The following is a 22953-nucleotide window of genomic DNA, read 5'->3' on the forward strand; positions in this document are numbered from 1 at the left end:
GTCGTACCGGACGAGAGGGAGGACGGCGATGACCACCACCACGACGGGCCTGCTCGACGCACTGCCCCCGGAGACCCGAGGGCGACTGCTGGAACTCGCGCGCGACGTGTCCTTCCCGGCCCGGGCCCGGATCTTCGAGGAGGGGCACAGGGCCGACCGCTTCTGGATCATCCGCACCGGCTCGGTCGCCCTCGACCTGCACGTGCCCGGCCGGCAGCCCGCCGTGGTCGAGACCCTCGGCCCGGGTGACCTGCTCGGCTGGTCGTGGCTCTTCCCGCCCTACTCCTGGCACCTCGGCGCGCGGACCCAGAGCCCGGTGCGGGCCGACGAGTTCGACGCCACGGTCATACGGGCGCTGTGCGAGGCCGACGCGGTGTTCGGTCGCGCCGTCGCGCGCCGGGTCGCGCAGATCGTCGCGCACCGGCTGCAGGGGGCCCGCACCCGGCTCCTCGACCTGTACGGTCCGCAGGGCAGCGGCAGCACGGTGCACTGACGGGCGCGTGGCCCGTTCGGCCCTGTCGCCGCGGGGCCGCCCGGGGGATGATCCGGGAGTGACCGGGGGATCGGGCGGCAGCGGTGGCGGCGGAGCGCGCGGGCGTGTCTTCTTGATCCCTGTGGACGGAGGAACGCCGGCGCGGCGGGTGCGCGGGCCGGGCGGCGCGAGGCCGCGGGATCGGGAAGAGACGCTGGGGGCCGGGATGAGTGAGGCACGGGAGTTCACGGAGCGGGCGCCGATCAGGGTGTTCCTGGTCGACGACCACGAGGTGGTACGGCGCGGCTTGCACGATCTGCTCGACGCCGAGCCGGACATCGAGGTCGCCGGGGAGGCCGGCACGGTCGACCACGCCCTGGCGCGCGCCCCGGCACTGCGGCCGGACGTGGCGATCCTCGACGTGCGCCTCCCGGACGGCGACGGGATCGGCGTCTGCCGGGAGCTGCGCTCGCGCATGCCGGGGCTGGCCTGCCTGATGCTGACGTCCTTCGACGACGACGACGCCCTGCTGGACGCGATCATGGCCGGTGCCGCCGGTTACGTGCTGAAGCAGATCAAGGGCTCCGACCTGGTCTCCGCCGTCCGCACGGTGGCGTCGGGCCAGTCGATGCTCGACCCCGCGACCACCGCCCGCCTGATGAACAGCCTGCGCGAGCAGGAGCAGCCGCCGGAGCCCCAGGACGAGGCACTGGCCGGGCTGACCCCGCGCGAGCGGGAGATCCTGGAGCTGATCGGCGAGGGACTGACGAACCGGCAGATCGGGCAGCGGCTGTTCCTGTCCGAGAAGACGGTCAAGAACCACATCTCCCGGATGCTGGGCAAGCTCGGCGTCGAGCGCCGCATCCAGGCCGCCGTGCTCGCCACCCAGCACCAGCCGTCCGGCGGCCCACAGGGTTCCGCCCCCTGAGACGCCGGGACTCCGCGCGCCCGTGAGCGGCGACCGCTCGGCGTGGGCACCGCCGTTTCCCCGCGCCGAGTGGCCACCGTCGGCCAGCACCGGTCCTGCTGGGCAGCGCCCGTGGCCGCCGCCTCGCGGCGTTGGCGCGTACCGAGGCGGAGCAGACCGCGCGCCCGTGAGCGGCGTCCCCCACCGCGCGGGCGCCGCCGTTCGCCTCGGGGCGGCGGCGCTGTCGTGTGCGGTCCGCGGTGCGGTCGGCTGTGCGGTCGGCCGGGGACGCGGGGCCCCGCGAGGATGCCCCGGCGGGCCCAGGCGGTGGGGCCGGTCGGCCCTCCCCGTGGGGGGGTCGCGACGTGCAGGGTGGGAGACGCGTCGTCCGGAGGGAGCGCGCCATGAATCCCACCACACTCAACGGGGCGACCCTGGAGAAGCTGATCTCCGCCGCCGTGGCGGCCCCTTCGTTCCGCGGGAGCCGGCCCTGGCGGTACCGCCTCGATCCGGAGACCGGCACGTTCCAGGTCCGCGCGGTCCCCGAGCCGGGGGTGCCGGAGTCCGAGGCGGCGGCGCGCGCCCTGCACGTGTCCGTCGGCGCCGCGGTGTTCAACCTGCGGGTCGCGCTGGCCCACTTCGGCTGGGAGCCGGCCGTGCAGTTGCTGCCCGTACCCGGCGACGCCGACCTGCTCGCCGCCGTGCGCCCGATCGGCCCGCTCCGCGTCGGCGACCGCCCGTACCGGGACCTGTACGACGCGATCTGGCGCCGGCACAGCTGCCACACGCCGTACTTCGCGCACTGCCCGACCGGGGCGGTCGTGCTGGAGCTGATCGACGCCGCGCACGCGGAGGGCGCGTCGCTGACCCTGCCGCGCAGCGAGGAGGCCCTGCGGCTGCTGCGGCTGACCGCGGAGGCGGAGCAGCGCGGCACGACGGGCACGGGCCGCGCCGTGGGTTCCGGGGGCCGGGTCCACGAGGACGCGGGGGCCGGAGCGGCCGCCTCCGTCGATCCCGAACGGCGGCCCCTGGTCGCGGCGCTGTGCACGCCCCACGACTCGTGCGCGGACTGGCTGCGGGCGGGGCAGGCGATGGAGCACGTGGTGCTCCTGGCGACGGCACACACCGTCCACGCGACGCTGCTGCACGAGGCGATGGAGTGGCCTGACCTGCGGGCGGCGATGCGGACCACGGACTGCGGTCCGGGCCTGGTGCAGATGCTCATCCGGTTCGGCAGCGCGGCGTCCGGGGCCGATGCGTCGCGGGTGCCGGCCCACGAGGCCGCGGAGCGGGGCTGATCAGCGCGTACGGCCACCGTCGAACGGCACCCGCCACACCAGGCGGGTGCCACCGTGGTCAGGCGTCTCGAGCGTCATCGTGCCGCCCAGCTCTTTCGCGCGCCGCTCGAGGTTGGCCAGTCCGCTGCGGCGCCCGTCCTCGGGGACGCCCACGCCGTCGTCGCTGACCGTGAGGGTCAGCGTGCCCGAGCCGACGACCAGGGAGACCTCCGCGGCACCGGCCCTGGCGTGGCGGGCCACGTTCGACAGGGCCTCGGCGAGCACCGCCACCACGTGCTCGGCGACCGCGGCGGGCACATCGGTGTCGATCAGCCCCTCCATGCGCAGCGACGGGGTGAAGCCCAGGGCGGGCACCGCCTCCTCCACCGCCTTCGCCGTCCGCACCCGCAGCCCCTGGCGGCCGGGGCCGATGTCGTGGCTGCGCAGTCCGAAGATCGTCGAGCGGATGATCTTGATCGTCTCGTCCAGGTCGTCCACCGCCCGCAGCAGCCGCTCGCTCGCCTGCGGGTGGTCCACGAACCGCATCGCGCTCTGCAACGTCATCCCGGTCGCGAACAGCCGCTGGATCGCCAGGTCGTGCAGGTCGCGGGCGATCCGGTCGTGGTCCTCCAGCAGGACCAGCTGCTCGGCCGCCCGGCGGCGCTCGGCCAGCTCCATCGCCAGGGCCGCCGAGCCGGCGAAGCCCAGCAGCGGCGCGGTCTCAGCCTCCGTGAAGGGCGGCTCCCCCTCGGCGCGGGCCAGCAGCAGCGCCCCGCGCACCCCCTGCGGGGTCGCCATCGGCACGGCCACCGCGGGGCCCAGACCGCCGAACCGCGGCGGGCCCGCCACCACCCGCGGATCGCGCTGGATGTCGACGCTGGTCAGCGGCTCGTTCGCGGCCATGGCCGCCCCGGTGAACGATCCCTCGCGGGGCAGCGTCAGCCCCCGGTGGGTGTCGGCGTCGATGCCGGTGGCGATCGCCATCGTGATCCCGTCGCCGGTCCCGGCCGGCAGGGCCAGCACGCCCAGGTCCGCGCCGAGGATGCTCCGGGCGTGCTCCACGATGAGCTCCAGCACCGCGTTCTCGTCGATGCCCGACAGCAGACCGCCGGTGATCTCCGCGTTCGCCTCCAGCCACCGCTGCCGCGACCTGGCCTCCTCGTACAGCCGGGCGTTGTCGATCGCCACCCCGGCCGCCACCGCCAGGGTGGACAGCACCGTCTCGTCCTCGCCGTCGAACTCCTTGCCGCCCCGCTTCTCCGTCAGGTACAGGTTGCCGAACACCTCGTCGCGGATCCGGATCGGCACCCCCAGGAAGGAGTGCATCGGCGGGTGGTTCGCCGGGAAGCCGTGAGAGGCCGGGTGCTGCGCGATCTCCTCCAGGCGCAGCGGGGCCGGGTGGCGGATCAGCTCGCCCAGGATGCCGTGGCCCGACGGCAGCGGCCCGATCGCCTTGATCTGCTCGTCGCCGACGCCCACCGTCAGGAACTGGGCCAGCCGCGCGTCGTCGCCGATCACGCCCAGCGCCCCGTACTCGGCGTCCACCAGCAGGACCGCGGCCTCCACGATCCGCCGCAGCACCTGCGGCAGGTCCAGCTCCCGGCCGACCGACAGCACCGCCTCCAGCAGGCTGTGCACCCGGTCCCGTGTCCCCCGCACCGCGTCGATGCGCGATTGCAGCTCGTCCAGCAACTCGTCCAGCTGCAGCCGTGGCAGGCCCTCGGCGTCCTTGCCGCCGTCAGTCCCCACCGGCACCTCCGTCCGCTGTGGCGGCCCTCGTGGGGCCCCCTCTCAAAGTAGCGCCACCCCGGCGGGAGGACGCGCGGAACGGCCCTGCTACTCGTGGCCGCGCTCGCCGGGCGGGGCAGCCGCCCAGTGCTCGATCTTCTCGTCGGGCGCGAGCCGGGTCAGGGCCTCGCCGAGCCTGCGGCAGACCTGCTCGATCTCGCGGCGGGTGTGCTCCCGCTCGGTGACGGTCGCCGACAGCAGCAGGGCGGTCAGCGCGGCGGACCCGTTGAAGGCCTGGAGGGTCACCATCTTGGCGAACAGGTCGAGTCCGGCGAACGGTCCGGACCCGTCCGCCGCGGCCTCGATCGCGATGAGCGAGGTGATCAGGGCGCAGGGCGCGGCGCCGGCCAACTGGAAGCGGAAGGCGGCCCAGATCAGCAGCGGGGAGACGAGGAAGAGCAGCCCCGGCGTGCTGTGCGTGGCGACGAACGTGACGAGCGCGGTGCCCGCCACGAGCGTCGCCGCCTCCGCCCAGCGGTACGGCGGGACCCCGCGCGGCGCCCGGACGGTGCGCAGGACGAGCAGCAGCGGCGCGATCACCAGCACGCCCATCGCGTCGCCGGTCCACCAGACCGACCAGGTGGACCAGAAGGCGCCCACCGGCACGGCACCGGAGGCCACCAGCACGCCGCTGCCGATCGTCGCGCTGATCAGCATCCCGCCGAGCGCACCGAGGAACACCAGGGCGAGTGCGTCCTGCAGCCGGTCGAGTTCGACGCGGAACCCGACCCTGCGCAGCAGCAGGCAGGCGCACACCGGAGCGAGGGTGTTGCCCGCCACGATCCCCAGCACGGGCAGGAACGACGGCCCGATCGCGATGTTCACGGCGAACGCGCCGATCGCGATGCCCGGCCACAGCCGGATCCCGCCGAGCAGCAGGCCGACCAGGGCGATCCCGGTCGGCGGCCACATCGGGGTGACCTGACCGCGCACCAGTTGCTGCTCCAGGCCGATGCGGGCCCCGCCGTAGTAGGCGGCGGCCATCACCAGGATCCACAGGGCCGTGGCCCGGTGCCGCCGGAGCCCCTCGCCGTGGCCGTCGGCGGTCACCGCGGTGCCGTCCCGCAGGGGCCGCCGTGTCCGAGGACGAGCACGGCGGCGTCGTCGCTGTGCCCGGTGAGGTCGGCCACGGCGATCACCCGGGCGGCCAGTTCGTCGGGGTCGGCGGTGCAGCCGGCGGTGGCCAGGTCCGCCACGCGGGCCAGCCCCTCGTCGAGGGGATGGCCGGGCCCCTCCACCACGCCGTCGGTGACCAGCACGAAGGCACCGGTGCCGGCCAGGACGCGGCGGGTCGACGGGTACTTCTCGCCGTCGAGGATGCCCAGCGGCAGGCCCCCCTCGTCGAGCACGACCTCGCAGCGGCCGTCGTCGGTGGCCCACACCGCCGGGACGTGCCCGGCGCGGGCGTCGACCAGTTCGCAGGTCGCGGGGTCGAAGCGGAGGAAGGTGCACGTCACGAAGAGCCCGGAGCCCATGGAGATCAGCAGGTCGTTGGTACGGGCGAGCACCTCCGCCGGCTCCGTGGTCGCGACGGCGACGGCGCGCAGGCAGGTGCGCACCTGGCCCATGTAGGCGGCGGCCTCGACGTCGTGGCCCTGCACGTCGCCGATCGCGCAGCCGACGCTGCCGTCCGGCATGGGGAACACGTCGTACCAGTCGCCGCCGATGTCGAGCCCATCACGCGCGGGGGCGTACCGGCCCGCCACGCGCAGCCCCGGGACGGCCGGGAGGGCGGCGCGGAGGGTGTGCCGCTGGAGGGCGGCCGCCAGCTCCACCCGAGCCTGCTGCATCTTGATCCGCTCCAGGATGCGGCCGGTGAGCTGCCCGAGTGTGTTCAACAGCTCCTCGGCGCTGCTGCTGGAGGGAGCGGTGTGACGTCGGGACATGGCACCAACGCTCCGGGGCCTTGGGCACTCGCGCCACTTGTCACCCTACGCCCGCGGCCCCTCCCGCACCCCTGGTCAGAGCCAGCCGCGGCGGGCCGCCTGCCATGCGAGCTGCATGCGGGTCGCGGCGCCGGCCAGCGTCATCATGTGCTGGATGTGGCGCTGGACGGTGCGCCGGCTCAGGCCCATCTGGCTGGCGATGGCCTTGTCCGCGACGCCCGCGACGAGCAGCGACAGCAGCCGGCGGTCGGTCTCGCTCAGCGGGTCGGAGCCGTCCGCGTCGTCGGCGCCGCTCATCGCGCCGGACGCGCTGACGTGCAGCGGTACCGCGTCCTCCCAGTAGCGTTCGAACAGCGCGGTCAGCGCCTCCAGGAGGCTGCTGTCGCGCAGCAGCGCCGCGGTCGGCTCGTTCGGGCTGCCGTGCGGGCCGCCGGGGACCAGGGGGCAGATGGCGATGGTGCGGTCGGCGACCGCGAGCCGCAGCGGCAGATGGGGCACGGAGCGGGCTATCTCCCCGGCCTGGACGCCCTCAACAACGTTGTCAATGGCCCCGTCGTCGTCGAAGAACGCCCGCTCGTACAGGACGCGGTACCGCACGCCGCGGGCGAGGGCGTCGTACTCGGCGCGGTTGCTCCCCGAGGGCATGGCGACGTACTGCGCCTTGCAGAACCAGAGCATCTCGTGGCGCGCGTTCTCCTGCATCTGCCGCAGGTGCTGGCGCAGCGCCTGGCTGCCGGTGATGACCTCGATGAGCTGGCCGGCGTCCTGGCGGCGCGCCGTGCTGCGGTAGCTGTCCAGCAGGTCGGTGACCGCGGTGCGGGCCTTGTCGAGGGCGTCGGCCTGGCGTTGCAGACGCGGCAGCAGGGCCACGTCGGGCGGGGTGGCGGCGTAGTGCCGGGGGCGGTTGTCGGTGGGGCTGGCGAGCCCCTTGGTGGCGAGGGAGGCGAGGACGCCCTCCGTCTGCCCGGGCGGGAGGCCCGTCTGCACCGCGACGTCGTCCGCCGAGGCGGTCGCGGTGGTGACCAGAAGCCGGTAGACGGTCTCCTCGACCGCGGTGAGGCCAGCCGCCTCGAGCATGCCGCGTTCCTCCGGGTCCGAACGGGTCCGCACAGCATGCGCACAGGGCGGGCACAAGCCGTACATTTCGTTAAAGGCCGGACTATACCCGGGAAATGTTTCGTGCCAATGGCGCGGCGGGTGCCGGGGCCCACACTCCCCTGCACCCGCCGCTGTGTCAACGGTGACGCCCCACCGTCACCGTCCTCCGGAGGCCCGTGCGCCGCTGTGCAGATACGCGCGGTCCACCGTCTGCCGGACGCTGTTGCCCGCCGCGTCGGTCGCGGTCACGCGCAGCGTCACGTAGGCGTCGCCGCGCACCCGCGACGGACGCTCCACGGTGGCGGTGAAGCCGCCACCCTTGCGGGCCGTGCCGGCCCGGGTCCAGGTCCGCCCGTCGTCGTAGGACGTCTCGACCCGCAGGGTCACCCCGCGCGGCGCGGCCATGCCGTCCTGCATCCGCACGTTCAGGCCCAGCTGGTACCGGCGGGCGGGGCCCACCGCGTTGCGGGCGTCGACCGGCACCGCGTAGTCGACCTGCAGCAGGGGCAGCAGCGTCGTGTCGGCGGCGGAACCGGAGCGGAAGGACCACGAGGTGCGGGTGCCGGCGCCGAAGCGCCAGTCGTCCGACACCCGGGTGGTCGCCAGGTCCAGCCGGTACTTCGCGTCGCCCGCCGGCACCTCGAAGTCGCCCCACGCGCCCTGGTCGGACGCGGCGATCTGCTTCCCGTCGCGGTAGAGCACCGCGGTGGCGGTGTCGTCCACCGGCGCTCCGTCGCCGGCGCGGGCCGCGCCGGTTCCGATGCCGCCACCGAGGCCGTTGAGCTCGTAGAACGAATAGTGGCCGGTGCCGGAGTCGTTGAACTCCGGAACGAAGACGGACAGGGTGTTGCCGTTGCGCACCGACGGCCAGGCCGCGCCGCGCGGAATCGACGGACGGACCACGGCCCCGAACCAGCGCTCCGTGGCCTTCTGACCGGGCCGGTAGGTGCGCGGCACGTTCCGCATGCCTGCCCCGAGCGGGGTGTCCATGCCGAAGACGACGTTGTGGTGCACGGTGTGGCGCCACAGGGTGTCCCCGCCGGTCACGTACTCCACACGCTCCCGGCCCGTCGGCACCTCACGGCTGTACTGGTTCCAGGCGGTGTCCTGGTACGGACGCCACCCGAAGCGCTGCTCACTCGCCCACTGCGAGGCGCCGGTACGGGTGTAGGTGCTGCGGACCACGGCGCTCTCGCGCTCGGAGACGGTGTGCACCAGGTTCTTCGGAACGAAGCCCTTGGACACCTGCATCACGTCGTACAGGTACGGGCTGCGCACCGTGCCGGAGAACTCCACCGTCGTGGTGCGCTTCTTGATGCGGTTGAGGAGCGCGGTGCCCTCCGCCGTGCCGGCGCGCATGGTGGGCAGGGCCATCCGGTCACCGGTCGGGCTCCACCGAGTCCAGGGGTAGAAGCCCTCCTCCACGACCAGCATCAGCGCCTTGGCCCCGGCCTCCTTGGCCGCCTTGGCGAGCTGCCGGTCGTCGGAGAAGTCCCAGCGGACCACGGCCAGCTTGCCGCGCACGCCGGCCTTCTTCAGCTCGGCCGCGGTGCCGGTGCCGGCGTCGACGGCGGTCAGCTTGGCGCCCTTGTCGCCGAAGGCCGGGGACGCGGGCACGTAGTACGGGGTGAAGGCCGGCGACGTACCGGAGACCTTCGCCCGCAGTTGCGGGGCGACCAGCTGCCAGCGCGAGGCGAACTCGAAGTCGCCGTCGGTGACGCGCGCGGTGGGGCTGACGTAGATCCGCTTGGCGATGTCGAAGAACATCACGCCCTGGATCAGGCCGTTGCCGTCGATCTTCCGGTACGTCTGGTAGCTGAGGATGCCGCGCTGCTCGGCGGGCCGGGGCGTGCGGATCTTCACCTCGGTGACCTTGGAGGCGTCGAGCGTCACCGTGGTGTCCTTGGTGACCTTCACCTCCGGGTTGACCACCTCGCGGAGCTCCTGGCCGTCGGCGGCCCTGTCCAGCGTCCCGAAGCTGAGCTGGTAGGTGCCCTCCTCCACCTCGGCGACGGCGGGCTCGACGCCGCTGTACTGCACGAACCCGTCGGCGCCCCAGATCGTCGGCGCCGCGCCCTCGATGACCTTGCCGTCGCGGTCGCGGGCGACCACGGTCAACTTGTGCTTGGGGGCGTGCACGTTGAGGCTGACGGTGGTGTGGGCGACAACCGTGCCGTCGGCCGCCGCGGCGGTGACGTAGCCGTAGTACTTCCCGCGCGCGGCGTGGGCCGCGTCGGTGCTCAGCGGGACGTCGGCGGTGGCACCGGGCGCGAGGCTCACGGTGCCGGAGCCGAGGGTGACGACCCCGTCGGGCAGCGCGCGCCCGGTTCCGGTGGACAGCTTGACGGCCAGCTTCAGATCGACCGTCTTGTCACCGGTGTTGGTGTAGCGCACGGTGGCCGCCTGCTGCCGTCCCGCCGTCCCGCCGTTCTGGACCGAGGGCAGCGCGACCGTGCCGGTCGCGGTGATCGGGCCGATGGCGGTGGCCAGGTCGATCCGGCCGCCGCCCTGCTCGGTCACCTTGGTGCCGGGCACCGTGCGCGAAGTGCTGATCAGCGCGTCCTTGATCTGCTGCGCGCCCCAGCCCGGGTGCTGCTGCGCCAGCAGCGCCGCGGCGCCCGCGACGTGCGGAGTCGCCATCGACGTGCCCGAGGCGGCGACGTAGTTCGCGTCGATCGGGTCGCCCATGGTGGTGCCCGCGGCACGGGCGGCCACGATGCCCACGCCCGGGGCGGTCACGTCGGGCTTGACGGCGCCGTCGCCGAAGCGCGGGCCGCGGCTGGAGAAGGAGGCGAGGGAGTCGTCCCGGTCCACGGCGCCGACGGTCAGCGCGGCGTCGGCAGCGCCCGGCGAGCCGACGGTGGACGGCCCCGGGCCGGCGTTGCCCGCGGCGATGACGAACAGCGTGTCCGTCGACGCGGTCAGGGTGTTGACGGCCTGGCTCATCGGGTCGGTGCCATCGGTCTGGATGTCCGCACCGAGGCTCATGTTGACGACCTTGGCGTGCTCGCCCGCCGCCCACTCCATACCGTCGATGACCTGCGACTCCGAGCCCGAGCCGTCGTCGCCGAGCACCTTGCCGACCAGCAGGTCGGCCTTGGGCGCCACGCCCCGCCGGGTCCCCGCCGACGCCGCACCGGTGCCGCCGACGGTCGAGGCGACGTGCGTGCCGTGCCCGAAGTGGTCGTCGGTGTTCGCGCTGTCGGAGAAGTTCCTGGCCTCCGCGATCCGCCCCGCGAGATCGGGGTGGTTCGCGTCGACACCGGTGTCCAGCACCGCGACCTTCACACCCTGGCCCTCGTACCCGGCCTTCCACGCGGCGGGCGCGTTGATCTGCGCGGTGCTGCGGTCCAGGACCGCCTTGACCTTGCCGTCCAGCGAGACCCGCGGGGTCACCGCGGCCCGGGCGGCGTCCGAGGTCCCGCCGCCGGGGTTCAGCGTCTTCCAGAAGGCGCCGAGTTCGTCGCCGGCGACCCGGAAGGAGCGGGCGTCGATGCTCTCCAGGGTGCGCGTGGACGTCTTGTCCGCGCGGAGCGCCACCAGCCGGTCGGCGGTCGCCCCGGCGGTCTTCGCCGCCTGCGACGCCACGCGGGCCCCGTCCCGTGACGGCTCGGGCCGCGAGGAGACGATCAGCGGCAGCGTGGAGGTGTGCGCCTCGTCGTATCCGGCGGCGATCAGTGCCGTCACGTTGAACAGCCGGCGGTCAAGGGTGCCCGCGGACACCAGTGCCTCGGCGTCGAACGGCATGACGGTCAGCGACTTGTCGTCGGCTTCCAGCGTGCGGAAGGGGATGTGTTCGCGGCCAGGTCCGGGCTGGACCGAGGCGGTGCTCCGCCCACCGGGCAGCGACGTCACCGTCACCCGGTCACCGGTCACCAGCCGGACGGTGGTGGAGGAGGACGTCCCGTCACGGTCGGCGGATCGCGCCGGGCCGTCCGGGGTGGTCCCTGCGGAGGCGGTCGTCGTGCCTCCGAGCGTCACCACCAGCACTGTCGATATCGCCGCCGTGAGGCGGAACCATGCCATCAGCCAAACACCTTTCGTACAGCTCCGGGTCACGCGCTGTCCGACAGAATCTGCTGATGCCGGGGAGGTGTCACCGGGTATCAGCTGTCACAGCTGTGACATGTCCCAACGGCGACACGGCGCGGTTCGGGCAACCGGCGACGACCCCCGCCAGGGCACGGCGAACCACCCGGTGACGGTACGAACCACCCCCAAAGGGCCGCCCGTGGGCGCCGGGGCCGGTGCCGGTCGTGATCCCCTTCGACGAGGAGGACGAGGCCGTCCGCATCGCTCCCCGTACGGACTGGGCGGCGGGGCCGGCCCACTACACCGGGCTGAAGACCGTCGCGGTCCGACCCGCGCGTGTCCTCCCCTGCCGCTCAGCCGCCGGGGGAGGTCTCCGCCAGCGCGGCCTCCACCGCCTCGACGGCCTCCTCCGCGGAGGCCGCCCGCAGGAACGTCTCCCCGACCGGGGGCCCCTGCACGTCCCAGCCGTCGACCACGACGACGGGCTTGCCGGTCCGCAGGGCGAGCGCCACCTCGCTCAGGGTGCCCCAGCTGCCGCCGACCGCCACCACGGCGTCGGCGGCGGCGACGACCAGGCCGTTGCGGAGCTCGCCGAGGCCGGTGGCGATCGCCACCGAGAGGGACGGGTCACCCGCCCGGCGGTCCCGGCCCGGGAGGAGTCCGACGGTGGTCCCGCCGTGCGCGCGGGCTCCCTCGGACGCGGCGCCCATCACCCCGCCGAGGCCGCCGCAGACGACGACGGCGCCGCGCCGGGCAAGGAGTTCGCCGACCCTGCGGGCGACCTCGCGCTCCGGCTCCCCGGCCTCGGCGGGCCCCACCACGGCGACGTAACGGCTCGTCATGACCCCTCCCCCGGCGTCCCGCTCCGATTGACACGACGGACAATCAGGATATTCGCTGCAGGTGTGACCTCGTACGCCCTCACCCCCCGACGCGTGTCCCTCGCCCTGCTGGCCACGACGTTGGCCCTGGCTGCCTGCGAGGGGGCGCCGTCCGCCCCGGAGTCCATGGTCGCCACGGGGCGCGCGGCGGCCACCGCCACCCCGAAGGCGTCCTGCGTCGACCGGGTCATGGCCGCGATGAACGACACCCAGCGCGTCGGTCAGCTCTTCATGGGCGCGGCCCAGCTGCCCTCGCCGCCGAAGGCGGACCAGGACGCGATGCGGTCGTACGCCGTCGGGTCGGTGTTCCTCGCGGGCCGCAGCACGGCCGGCGTGACGAAGACCCGGACCCTGGTGGACGGGCTGCAGAAGTCGCTCGGGCAGACGGTGGCCGGGCAGCGGGTCGGCCTGCTGGTCTCCACGGACCAGGAGGGCGGCCAGGTGCAGGTCCTCAAGGGCCCCGGCTTCTCCACCATCCCCAGCGGGAAGACGCAGGGCACCTGGTCCACGGCCACGCTGCGCTCGCGCGCGGAGGGCTGGGCGAAGGAGCTGAAGAAGGCGGGCGTCAACGTCAACCTGGCCCCCGTCGCCGACATCGTCCCGACCTCGATCGGCACCGCGAACGCCCCCATCGGCCGCTACGGCCGCCAGTTCGGCGCGACGTCCGGCGTGGTGTCCCCGCACGTCACGGCGTACGTCCAGGGCTCGAAGACGGCCGGGGTGCTGACCACGCCCAAGCACTTCCCGGGCCTCGGCAGCGTCAAGGGCAACACGGACACGACCGCCTCGGTGACGGACACCATGCTGACCCGCACGGGCAGCAACATCGCCCCCTTCCGCGCGGGCATCTCCGCGGGCGCGGGGCTGGTGATGGTCTCACTGGCCACGTACAAGCGCATCGACCCCAAGCACAAGGCCGTCTTCTCCTCGCTGATCGTCGATCAGACCCTCCGCCGCGACCTGGGCTTCAAGGGCGTCATCATCTCCGACGACCTCGGCAAGGCCGCCTCTGCCCAGTCCGTCGCCCTCGGCCAGCGCGCCCTGTCCTTCCTCCGCGCCGGCGGCGACCTCACCCTCACCGTCTCCCCCAAGGGCATCCCCACGATGGCCGAGGGCATCCGCTACGCCATGCGCCACGAGCCGAAGGTGCGGACGCTGGTCGCGAACAGCGTGCGGCGTGTGCTCACGGCCAAGCAGGCCGCGGGCGTGCTGCGCTGCACGACCTGACGCCGCGGCACCGGCCCCGGGCCGCAGGTCAGCCGGCCTCGATCCGCGCCGCCAGCGCGGAGAGCATCGAGGTCAGCTCCCCGGCGGATACCACGGTGTTCTCGAACTGGCCGTACTTGTCGCAGAGCTCGAACGCGCCGTCGTCGCGTCTGCGCACGAACGCCGTCGTGGTGTTCACCGACGAGCCGGGAGAATCCCCGGACACCACCCGCTCCACCGCCTCCAGGAACAGCCGGACGCTGTGGGCCCGCTTGCCGAACGAGATCGCCAGCGTCTCCACCGCCCACAGCAGGTTCTCGTCCGCCGGCGGTGTACGCGTGGGCTTCCAGAAGCCGTCGCTACGGGTGAAGTCCCAAGCGGCGGCGTCACCTTCGGTCACGGGCCCGGACTCCTTCGGGAGGGGAACGGTGACGGTACGTGAGGTCCGCCGCCGGATGTCCGGGGACCGTAGCACCCGGGGACGGGGCCGGTTCGCCACCCGGGGGAACGGCCGGGATGGCGGGCCGGGGCCGTGCGGTGGCACTGTCAGAGCATGGAGCACCTCTCCCGCAGGCACGTCGCGCAGCACTGGCTCGCCCGCCTGGCCCTGACCGCGGCGGGGGCGGCCGTGGCGCTGCCGCTGGTGGTCGCGGGGCTGCGCAGCATCGCGCTGGTGGCCGCCGCGCTGGGCGGCACCGCGGTGACGGCGGCGGGGGCGTGGTGGGTGCTGACCCGTCGCGGTGTGGTGCGGGCGCTGGCCGTGCTGCTGACCGTGGTGACCCCGCTGGCCGTCCTCGCCTTCTACGACCGGGCCAATCTGCTCTGGGTCGTGGTCACCTCGCTGGCGCTGTGGGCGCTGGCCGTCGTCGCGGGGCGCAACGCGGTGCGCGCCACCCGGGCCCATGAGGCACGGCTGCGGGAGCGGATCGCGGCCCGGCCGCGGCGACCGTTCCTGATCATGAACCCGCGCTCCGGCGGCGGCAAGGTCGGCGCCTTCGGGCTGAAGGAGAAGGCGGAGGCGCTCGGCGCCCGGGTCGTGCTGCTCGACCCCGACCACCCGCAGGACGTCACGGAGCTGGCCCGGCAGGCGGCCGACGAGGGCGCCGACCTGCTCGGCGTGGCCGGCGGGGACGGCACGCAGGCGCTGGTGGCCGGGGTGGCCGCCGAACGGGGACTGCCGTTCCTGGTGATCTGCGCGGGCACCCGCAACCACTTCGCCATGGACCTGGGTCTGGACCGCGCCGACCCCGCGGCCTGCCTGGACGCGCTCAGGGACGGCGTGGAGCTGCGGGTCGACCTCGGCTACGTGGGCGACCGGCCCTTCGTCAACAACGTGTCGTTCGGCGCCTACGCTGCCGTCGTGCAGAGTCCCGCGTACCGGGACGACAAGGTCGGCACCATCCTGGAGCTCCTGCCCGACCTGCTCACCCATCGCGCCGGGCCCCGGCTGACGGCCACGGCCGGGGACACCGTCGTCGACGAGCCGCAGGCCGTGCTGGTGAGCAACAACCCGTACCGGACCGACGACCCGGCCGGGCTCGGCCGCCGGGACCGTCTCGACACCGGTCTGCTCGGGGTGCTCGGCGTCAAGGTCGACAACGCGGCCCAGGCCGCGGGGCTGCTGATGGGCCCGCGGGTCGCCTCCGGGCTCACCGTGGCGACGGCGCGGGAGGTGGTGACCACGGCCGACGCCGACGAGATCGACGCGGGCGTGGACGGCGAGGCGCTCGTGCTGCCCACCCCCGTGCGCTGCCGCATCCGCCCCGGCGCGCTGCGGGTCCGGGTGCCCCGCGGCCGCCCGGGGGTACCTGCCGCGGGCGTGCGCACGGACTGGCGACGGCTGCGCAAGCTCGCGCTGACCATGGGCCGCACCGCGGCCGGACGCCCGGACCGGCCCAACGCCTGATCAGGCCGGCGTCCCGGACCACCGGCTCCGGCCGGAGCAAGACCCGCCGATGCCGACCGCTCCCCCGGCGACCCGGCCGCCACCGCGGCCACGCTCGCCACCGGGCGACCGCACGGCGGAAACCCGCGGCGGCCGGCGGCCGGACACCGGACCGGCCGGGCCGGCTCAGCGCCTGATCAGGCTGGAGTCCCGGACCACCAGCTCCGGCTGCAGCACGACCCGGCGATGCTGGTGCTCCCGGGCCTGCGGCCCGGTCTCCTCCAGCAGCATCCCGGCGGCCAGCGCGCCCATGTTCGTGGCGGGCTGCCGCACGGAGGTGAGCGGCACGGCCGCCGCCGCCGCGAACTCGATGTCGTCGTAGCCGACGATGGCCATCTCGCCGGGGACGTCCACCCCCGCCGCGTACAGCGCCTGCAGCACCCCGAGGGCGAGCAGGTCGTTGGCGCAGAACACGGCGGTCGGCCGCTCCGGGAGGCCGAGCAGCCGGTGGCCGGCGTCCCGTCCGGCCGCGACGTCCAGCCGCTCGGTGGGCAGTTCACGCAGGGTCTCCGGCGGCAGTCCGGCCTCCGCCAGGGCGGCGAGCGCCCCCGCGCGCCGGTCCCGGACCTGCTGCAGGTGCCCGGGGCCGGAGACGTACGCGATCCTCCGGTGCCCGGCGGCCGCCAGGTGGCCGACGGCCATCCGGCCGCCGGCCACGTCGTCCACCGACACCGAGCACTCGGCGGTGCCCGCCGCGACCCGGTCGACGAGGACGAAGGGGATGCGGTGCCGCCGGAACGCGGCGAGGTTGCCGCCGTCGGCGTCGGCCGGCGTCACCAGCACCCCGCGCACCCGCTGCTCCGCGAAGAGCGACAGGTACGCGGCCTCCTCCTGCGGGTTCTCCGCGCTGTTGCAGACCATCACGCCGAGCCCCGCCGCCCGGGCCGCCCGTTCCGCGCCGCGTGCCACGTCGACGAAGAACGGGTTGCCCATGTCGAGCACGAGCAGGGCCATGATCCTGCTGCGGCCCGCCCGCAACTGCCGGGCGGACTCGCTGCGTACGTACCCCAGCCGGGCGATGGCGCGCTGCACACGGACCCGGGTGGCCTCGGGGACCGCGTCCGGCCGGTTGATCACATTGGAGACCGTGCCCACGGACACCCCCGCCTCACGGGCGACGTCCTTGATCCCCACCGTGCGGCCCTTCTCCGCCACGCCCCGGCTCTCAGAACTTGAACTGGTCGATGTTGTCCTTGGTGAACACGGTCGGCTTGCCGAGCACCACCACGCCGTCCTTGCCGATGGTGTAGCTGCCCATGTCACCGGCCTTGAAGGTCTGGCCCTCCGCACCGGAGATCTGGCCGGAGGACAGGGCGACCGCGGCGTACGAGGCGAGCGAGCCGAGCTTGGCCGGGTCCCACAGCTCGAAGGCCTCGACGGTGCCGTTCTTGACGTAGGCGCGCATGTCGTTGGGCGTGCCGAGGCCGGTCAGCTTGACCTTGCCCTTGTACTTGGAGCCCGCCAGGTACTGGGCGGCCGCCTTGATGCCCACCGTGGTCGGGGAGATGATGCCCTTCAGGTTGGGGTACTGCTGGAGCAGGCCCTGGGTCTGCTGGAAGGACTGCTGGGCGTCGTCGTTGCCGTAGGCGACCTTGACCAGCTTGACGTCCTTGTACTTGGGGTCCTTGAGCTCGTCCTTCATGAAGTCGATCCAGGTGTTCTGGTTCGTGGCGGTCTGCGCCGCCGAGAGGATCGCGATCTCGCCCTTGTAGCCGATCTGCTCGGCCAGCAGCTGCACCTCGGTGCGGCCCAGGTCCTCGGAGCTGGCCTGCGACACGAACAGGTCGCGGCACTCCGGCTTGGTGTCCGAGTCGTAGGTGACGACCTTGATGCCGTTCTTGCGGGCCTGGTTCAGCGAGGTGCACAGCGCGCCCGGGTCCTGCGCGGAGACGGCGATCGCGTCGACCTGCTGCTGCGTCAGGGTGTTGACGTAGCTCACCTGGCCGGCGGTGTCGGTGCCGCTGCTGGTGCCGACCTCCTTGTAGGTGGAGCCCAGCGTGTCCAGGGCCTGCTTGCCGCCGCCGTCGGCGATGGTGAAGTACGGGTTGTTGACCTGCTTGGGCAGGAAGGCGACGGTCAGGCCCTTCTTGGTCGCCGCGTTGGGGTCGGCCGACGCGGTCGCCTTGGCTCCGCCGCCGCTGTCCTTGGAGGAGTTCTTGGTGGTGCCGCCGCAGGCCGTGGCGCCGAGCGCGACGGCCGCGGTCACGGCGACGACGACGGTGGCACGACGGGTGAGGGTTCTGCTGGACATGGTGATCCTTTCGCCTCCGGAGCGGGTGCCGGAGTGAGGACGGGACGGGGTGCGGGTGGTGGTGCGGTTGGTGGTGCCGTGTGACGTGTGCGGGGGGAGGTGGGGGTTCACGAGGCGGCGAGCGCGGCCGGGGCCTGGTCGGCCGACCTCCTGCGCGCCCTGGCCTGCGCGACCTGACGGCCGATCCTCGGGGCGAGGACGGAGATCACCAGGAGCACGCCGGTGACGACGATCTGGGACTGGGCCGAGACGTTGAGCAGGCTCATGACGTTCTGGCCCGCGCCCAGCAGGAACACCCCGGCGATCGCGCCGCCCAGGGTGCCCTTGCCGCCGTCGAAGTCGATGCCGCCGAGCAGGACGCCGGCGATGACGGACAGCTCCAGACCGGTGGCGTTGTCGTAGCGCGCGCTGGCGTAGTGCAGGGCCCAGAAGACTCCGGTGAGGGAGGAGACCAGGCCGGTCGTCACGAACATCGCCAGCTTCAGCCGCCGCACGCGCACACCCGCGAACCGGGCCGCCTCCTCCGAGGCGCCGACGGCGAACAGGGAACGCCCGACGGGGGTCGCGTGGAGCACGAGGACGGCGATCAGCAGCAGCACGGCGAAGGGGATCGCCGCGTACGGGATGAAGGTGCCGTCGATCCGGCCGGCGCCGAAGTCGAGGTACTGCTGCGGGAAGTCGGTGACGGAGTCGGCGCCGAGCACGATCTGCGCGATGCCGCGGTAGGCGGCCAGCGTGCCGATGGTGACGGCGAGCGAGGGCAGGCCGAGCCGGGTCACGAGCAGGCCGTTGACCAGGCCGCACAGGGCGCCGAGGAGCAGGCAGAGCGGGATGATCGTCTCGATCGCCATGCCGCCGTTCCACAGCGCGCCCATCACGGCCCCGGACAGGCCGGCGGTGGAGCCGACGGACAGGTCGATCTCACCGGAGACCACGAGCATGGTCATCGGCAGCGCGATGAGCGCGATCGGCAGGGTGTTGCCGATCAGGAAGGACACGTTCAGGGCGTTGCCGAAGTTGTCCACGAAGGAGAAGGAGCAGATCAGCAGGACGACGAGCAGGGCGCCGACCGCGGTGTCCCAGCGCACCGCGCCGCCGAGGCGGGCGAGCGGGGCGGGGGCCTTGGTGGTCTCAGGCATGGTGGGCACTCCTCATCTGTGCGGCCCGCTTGCGGAGGACGCCGGCCACCCGCAGCGCCACGATCCGGTCGACGGCGATGGCGAGCAGGAGCAGGACGCCGTCGATGGCCAGCACCCACACCGAGCTGACGCCGATGGAGGGCAGGACGCTGTTGATCGAGGTCAGCAGCAGGGCGCCGAGCGCGGCGCCGTACACGGTGCCGGAGCCGCCGGTGAAGGCGACGCCGCCGACCACCACGGCGCTGACGACGGTCAGTTCGTAGCCGTTGCCGGTGCCGGAGTCGACGTTGCCGAACCGGGCGAGGTAGAGCGCGCCGGCGAGTCCGGCGAGCGCCCCGCACACCACGTACGCGGTCAGGATCCGCTTGCGGACCGGCACGCCGGCCAGCCGGGCGGCCTCCGGGCTGGAGCCCAGCGCGTACAGGTCGCGGCCGCCGCGGTAGCTGCGCAGGTAGTACCCGGCCGCGACCAGCACCGCGAGCGTCAGGAGCGCGAGGTAGGGGATCACCGACAGGCCGTCGTGACCGAAGTCGACGAAGCTCGCCGGCAGGTCGCCCGCGGTGATCTGACGGGAGCCGACCCAGATGGAGTCGATGCCGCGGATGATGTAGAGCGTGCCCAGCGTCACCACGAGGGCGGGGACCTGACCCAGGCTCACCAGCAGGCCGTTGAGCAGGCCGAAGAGCACGCCGAGCGCGACCGCGATGAGCACGGCGACCAGCGGGTTGCCGCCGCCGTGCAGGTAGGTGCCGGCTGCGAAGGCCGAGATGCCGAGCACCGAGCCGACCGACAGGTCGACGTTGCGGGTGATGACGACCATGGCCTGGCCGACGGCGACCAGCACCAGGATGGTGGCGTTCAGCAGGAGGTCCTTGACGCCCTGCTGGGACAGGAACTCGCTGTTGTAGATCTGGGTCGCGGCCAGCATGACCACGAGCACGGCGAGCACGGCGAGCGCCCGCAGTTTCAGCACCCGGTCCAGGAAGCGGCGGGACGCGGTCGGTTCGTCCGCGGCGATCTGCTGCGGGGTGTCGGCGGTCACGGTCACGCCGCCCTCCTCACGCGGCCGGTGGCCGCCGCCATCACGGATTCCTCGGTCGCCTCCGACCGGGGGATCTCGGCCGTCAGTCGTCCCTCGTGCATCACCAGGACGCGGTCCGCCATGCCGAGGATCTCCGGCAGGTCGGAGGAGATCATCAGTACGGCCACGCCCTCGGACGCGAGCCGCGACAGCAGCCGGTGCACCTCGGCCTTGGTGCCGACGTCGATGCCGCGCGTGGGCTCGTCGACGATCAGCACCCCGGGCGCGGTGGCGAGCCACTTGGCGAGGACGACCTTCTGCTGGTTGCCGCCCGAGAGGGTGCCGACGACGTCGCCCAGCCGGGCGTACTTGACCTGGAGCCGGACGGCCCAGTCCAGCGCGCGGCTGCGCTCGGCGCCACGGCTCATCAGACCGCCCTTGGTGGTGGCGGCGAAGCCGGTGAGGCCGATGTTGCGCTCGATGGACATGTCCATCACCAGGCCCTGGGCCCGGCGGTCCTCGGGGACCAGCGCGATCCCCGCGGCCATGGCCAGGCTCGGTGCGCCGCCGCGCAGCGGCTTGCCGTCGACGACGACCTCCCCGGCGTCCCTGCGGTCCACGCCGAAGATCGCCCGGGCGACCTCGCTGCGCCCGGCGCCGACGAGGCCCGCCAGGCCCACGATCTCGCCGCGGCGCACCTCGAAGGAGACGTCGGTGAAGACGCCTTCGCGGGTGAGCCGGCGCACGCTGAGGGCGACCTCGCCGATCTCGGCGTCCTGCTTGGGGTAGAGCTCGTCCAGGTCGCGGCCGACCATGCGGCGCACCAGGTCGTCCTCGGAGAGCCCGTCGAGGGGCTCGCTGGCGATCCACGCGCCGTCCCGCAGGGTGGTGACCCGCTGGCAGAGGGCGAAGATCTCCTCGAGGCGGTGGGAGATGAAGAGCACCGCGGCGCCCTGCTCGCGCAGGGACTTGACGACGCCGAAGAGGCGGGCGACCTCACTGCCGGTGAGCGCGGCGGTCGGCTCGTCCATGATCAGGACGCGGGCGTCGAAGGAGAGCGCCTTGGCGATCTCCACCAACTGCTGGTCGGCGATGGACAGTCCGCGCGCCGGCTGTTCCGGGTCGAGGTCCACGCCGAGGCGGCGGAAGAGATCGGCCGCGGCCTCGCGCACGGCCTTGTGGTCGACCCTACCCAGCGAACGGCGGGGCTGGCGGCCGACGAAGATGTTCTCGGCCACCGACAGGTCGGGGAAGAGCGTCGGCTCCTGGTAGATGACGGCGACCCCCGCGTCACGGGCGTCCCCCGGGCCGTGGAACTCCACGGGCCGGCCGTCGAGCAGCACCGTGCCGGTGTCCGGGCGGTGCACACCCGCGAGGGTCTTGATCAGTGTCGACTTGCCGGCGCCGTTCTCGCCCGCCAGGGCATGGGCCTCGCCGGCGTGCAGCCGGAGCGATACACCGCGCAGAGCGCGAACGGCACCGAAGGACTTGCTCACCCCCTCGAGCGCGAGCACCGGAGTGGTCTCCGGTTCGGGGTGCGTCATTGCGCCCTCCTGCTATGAAATGTTTCAACGGAGTTGCCGGGAAGCTAGCCCCGCCCTGCGAAGGCGTCAAGAGCCGCCACCTCCCCCTCCTGACCTGCACCCTCGCGAAACCCGCAGGTAACAGGCCTGACAACACCGCACGAACAGCAACAACGCGCTTTCGCAGCATGGATGACACGATTCAATAACGGGGATCGAGACCAGCAGACCTCTTGACGGCCACCGGTGGACGTGGATAGCTTCACAGGCGAATGAATCGATTCACTGAAGCCGGTTCACTGAGCCGATTCACCGAGCCATCCGAGGTGGACATGCCTGACATCGCAGCCGTCAAGGCCGCACTCACAGCCCAGCGGATCGAGACGCCGTCCTGGGGTTACGGCAATTCCGGCACCCGTTTCAAGGTCTTCGCCCAGGCCGGGGTGCCCCGTGACCCGTACGAGAAGCTCGACGACGCGGCCAAGGTGCACGAGTTCACCGGCGTCGCCCCCAAGGTGGCCCTGCACATCCCCTGGGACCGGGTGGACGACTACACCGCGCTCGGCGCCCACGCCAAGGAGCGCGGCCTGGAGTTGGGCGCGATCAACTCCAACGTCTTCCAGGACGACGACTACAAGCTCGGCAGCGTGTGCCACCCCGACCCGCAGGTCCGCCGCAAGGCCACGGACCACCTGCTGGAGTGCGTCGACATCATGGACGCCACCGGCTCCGCCGACCTCAAGCTCTGGTTCTCCGACGGCACCAACTACCCCGGCCAGGACGACATCGTGGGCCGCCAGGAGCGTCTCGCCGAGGCCCTCACCGAGGTCTACGGGCGGCTCGGCGACGACCAGCGGATGCTGCTGGAGTACAAGCTCTTCGAGCCGGCGTTCTACACCACCGACGTCCCGGACTGGGGCACCGCCTACGCGCACTGCCTCAAGCTCGGCCCCAAGGCGCAGGTCGTCGTCGACACCGGTCACCACGCGCCGGGCACCAACATCGAGTTCATCGTCGCCTTCCTGCTCAGCCAGGGGAAGCTCGGCGGGTTCGACTTCAACTCCCGCTTCTACGCCGACGACGACCTGATGGTCGGCGCCGCCGACCCCTTCCAGCTCTTCCGGATCCTGCACGAGGTCGCCAAGAACCGCGGCTTCGAGGCCGAGACCAACGTGGCCTTCATGCTCGACCAGTGCCACAACATCGAGGCCAAGATCCCCGCGGTCATCCGCTCGGTGATGAACGTCCAGGAGGCCACCGCCAAGGCGCTCCTGGTGGACCTCGACGCCCTGGGCGAGGCGCAGCGCTCCGGTGACGTCCTCGCCGCCAACGCCGTGCTCATGGACGCGTACAACACCGACGTGCGCCCGCTGCTGCGCGAGGTGCGCGAGGAGCGCGGCCTGGCCCCCGACCCCGTCGCCGCGTACCGCGCCTCCGGCTGGCAGGAGCACATCGTGGCCGACCGCGTCGGCGGCACCCAGGCCGGCTGGGGCGCGTAGGCCGTGCCGGCCTGACGCCCGCCCTCCC

18 protein-coding genes are annotated in these 22953 nt (G+C 73.2%); 6 read left to right on the forward strand and 12 right to left on the reverse strand.

Going from position 1 to position 22953, the window contains the following annotated elements; genetic code table 11:
* Positions 1-28 precede the first annotated feature (28 nt).
* The 3 genes from OG937_11925 to OG937_11935 all read left to right on the forward strand — a co-directional run bounded on the left by OG937_11925 (position 29) and on the right by OG937_11935 (position 2677).
* Entirely contained in the window at positions 29-493 is a 465-nt protein-coding gene (locus OG937_11925) for a cyclic nucleotide-binding domain-containing protein (GenBank protein WUD72334.1), read from the forward strand.
* Between the two features lie 205 nt (positions 494-698).
* Positions 699-1400 carry a response regulator transcription factor gene (locus OG937_11930; GenBank protein WUD72335.1) on the forward strand — a complete coding sequence of 234 codons (702 nt, stop codon included), beginning with the start codon at positions 699-701 and terminating at the stop codon, positions 1398-1400.
* A gap of 383 nt (positions 1401-1783) precedes the next feature.
* Positions 1784-2677 (forward strand): hypothetical protein, encoded by an 894-nt coding sequence (locus tag OG937_11935; GenBank protein ID WUD72336.1) that lies wholly within the window; start codon positions 1784-1786, stop codon positions 2675-2677.
* Here the strand turns inward: OG937_11935 and OG937_11940 are convergent, their stop codons facing one another.
* The 6 genes from OG937_11940 to OG937_11965 all read right to left on the reverse strand — a co-directional run bounded on the left by OG937_11940 (position 2678) and on the right by OG937_11965 (position 12302).
* Positions 2678-4405 carry a GAF domain-containing protein gene (locus OG937_11940; protein WUD72337.1) on the reverse strand — a complete coding sequence of 576 codons (1728 nt, stop codon included), beginning with the start codon at positions 4403-4405 and terminating at the stop codon, positions 2678-2680.
* 87 nt (positions 4406-4492) lie between these two features.
* Complete coding sequence (locus OG937_11945) at positions 4493-5494, reverse strand: MASE1 domain-containing protein (GenBank protein ID WUD72338.1); 1002 nt, start codon at positions 5492-5494, stop codon at positions 4493-4495.
* Positions 5491-6330, reverse strand: coding sequence for a serine/threonine-protein phosphatase (locus tag OG937_11950; protein WUD72339.1), 840 nt, complete (start codon positions 6328-6330; stop codon positions 5491-5493). Before OG937_11950 ends, OG937_11945 begins: the two co-directional genes overlap by 4 nt.
* 75 nt (positions 6331-6405) lie before the next feature.
* A complete protein-coding gene (locus OG937_11955) occupies positions 6406-7407 on the reverse strand; it encodes a LuxR C-terminal-related transcriptional regulator (protein ID WUD72340.1) in 1002 nt (333 codons plus the stop codon).
* A 177-nt stretch (positions 7408-7584) separates the two neighbouring features.
* Positions 7585-11454: a S8 family peptidase gene (locus OG937_11960; GenBank protein WUD72341.1), complete on the reverse strand. Its 3870-nt coding sequence runs from the start codon at positions 11452-11454 to the stop codon at positions 7585-7587.
* A 359-nt stretch (positions 11455-11813) separates the two neighbouring features.
* Entirely contained in the window at positions 11814-12302 is a 489-nt protein-coding gene (locus OG937_11965; protein ID WUD72342.1) for a TIGR00725 family protein, read from the reverse strand.
* 63 nt (positions 12303-12365) lie between these two features.
* Here OG937_11965 and OG937_11970 point away from each other — a divergent pair, with 63 nt between their 5' ends.
* Entirely contained in the window at positions 12366-13568 is a 1203-nt protein-coding gene (locus tag OG937_11970) for a glycoside hydrolase family 3 protein (protein ID WUD72343.1), read from the forward strand.
* Between the two features lie 28 nt (positions 13569-13596).
* Here OG937_11970 and OG937_11975 read toward each other — a convergent pair whose 3' ends face one another.
* Complete coding sequence (locus OG937_11975) at positions 13597-13947, reverse strand: hypothetical protein (protein WUD72344.1); 351 nt, start codon at positions 13945-13947, stop codon at positions 13597-13599.
* A 153-nt stretch (positions 13948-14100) separates the two neighbouring features.
* On the opposite strand from OG937_11975, the gene OG937_11980 reads away from it, so the two are divergent.
* Positions 14101-15453: a diacylglycerol kinase family protein gene (locus OG937_11980; GenBank protein ID WUD72345.1), complete on the forward strand. Its 1353-nt coding sequence runs from the start codon at positions 14101-14103 to the stop codon at positions 15451-15453.
* A 165-nt stretch (positions 15454-15618) separates the two neighbouring features.
* On the opposite strand, the gene OG937_11985 is transcribed toward OG937_11980, so the two are convergent.
* From OG937_11985 to OG937_12005, 5 genes are all read right to left on the reverse strand, one after another.
* Complete coding sequence (locus tag OG937_11985) at positions 15619-16647, reverse strand: LacI family transcriptional regulator (protein WUD72346.1); 1029 nt, start codon at positions 16645-16647, stop codon at positions 15619-15621.
* Positions 16648-16657: 10 nt separating this feature from the next.
* Positions 16658-17743, reverse strand: a complete 1086-nt coding sequence (rhaS, locus tag OG937_11990) for a rhamnose ABC transporter substrate-binding protein (protein ID WUD72347.1) — start codon at positions 17741-17743, stop codon at positions 16658-16660.
* A 107-nt stretch (positions 17744-17850) separates the two neighbouring features.
* Complete coding sequence (locus OG937_11995) at positions 17851-18882, reverse strand: ABC transporter permease (protein WUD72348.1); 1032 nt, start codon at positions 18880-18882, stop codon at positions 17851-17853.
* On the reverse strand, positions 18875-19930 hold the full coding sequence (locus tag OG937_12000) for an ABC transporter permease (protein WUD72349.1): 1056 nt from the start codon (positions 19928-19930) through the stop codon (positions 18875-18877). Before OG937_12000 ends, OG937_11995 begins: the two co-directional genes overlap by 8 nt.
* Positions 19927-21447 (reverse strand): sugar ABC transporter ATP-binding protein, encoded by a 1521-nt coding sequence (locus OG937_12005; protein ID WUD72350.1) that lies wholly within the window; start codon positions 21445-21447, stop codon positions 19927-19929. The genes OG937_12000 and OG937_12005 overlap by 4 nt, the downstream gene beginning before the upstream one ends.
* Before the next feature lie 311 nt (positions 21448-21758).
* On the opposite strand from OG937_12005, the gene rhaI reads away from it, so the two are divergent.
* Complete coding sequence (gene rhaI / locus OG937_12010; protein ID WUD72351.1) at positions 21759-22925, forward strand: L-rhamnose isomerase; 1167 nt, start codon at positions 21759-21761, stop codon at positions 22923-22925.
* The last annotated feature ends 28 nt before the right edge of the window (positions 22926-22953 follow it).

Source organism: Streptomyces sp. NBC_00510 (genome assembly GCA_036013505.1).
GTDB lineage: Bacteria > Actinomycetota > Actinomycetes > Streptomycetales > Streptomycetaceae > Actinacidiphila.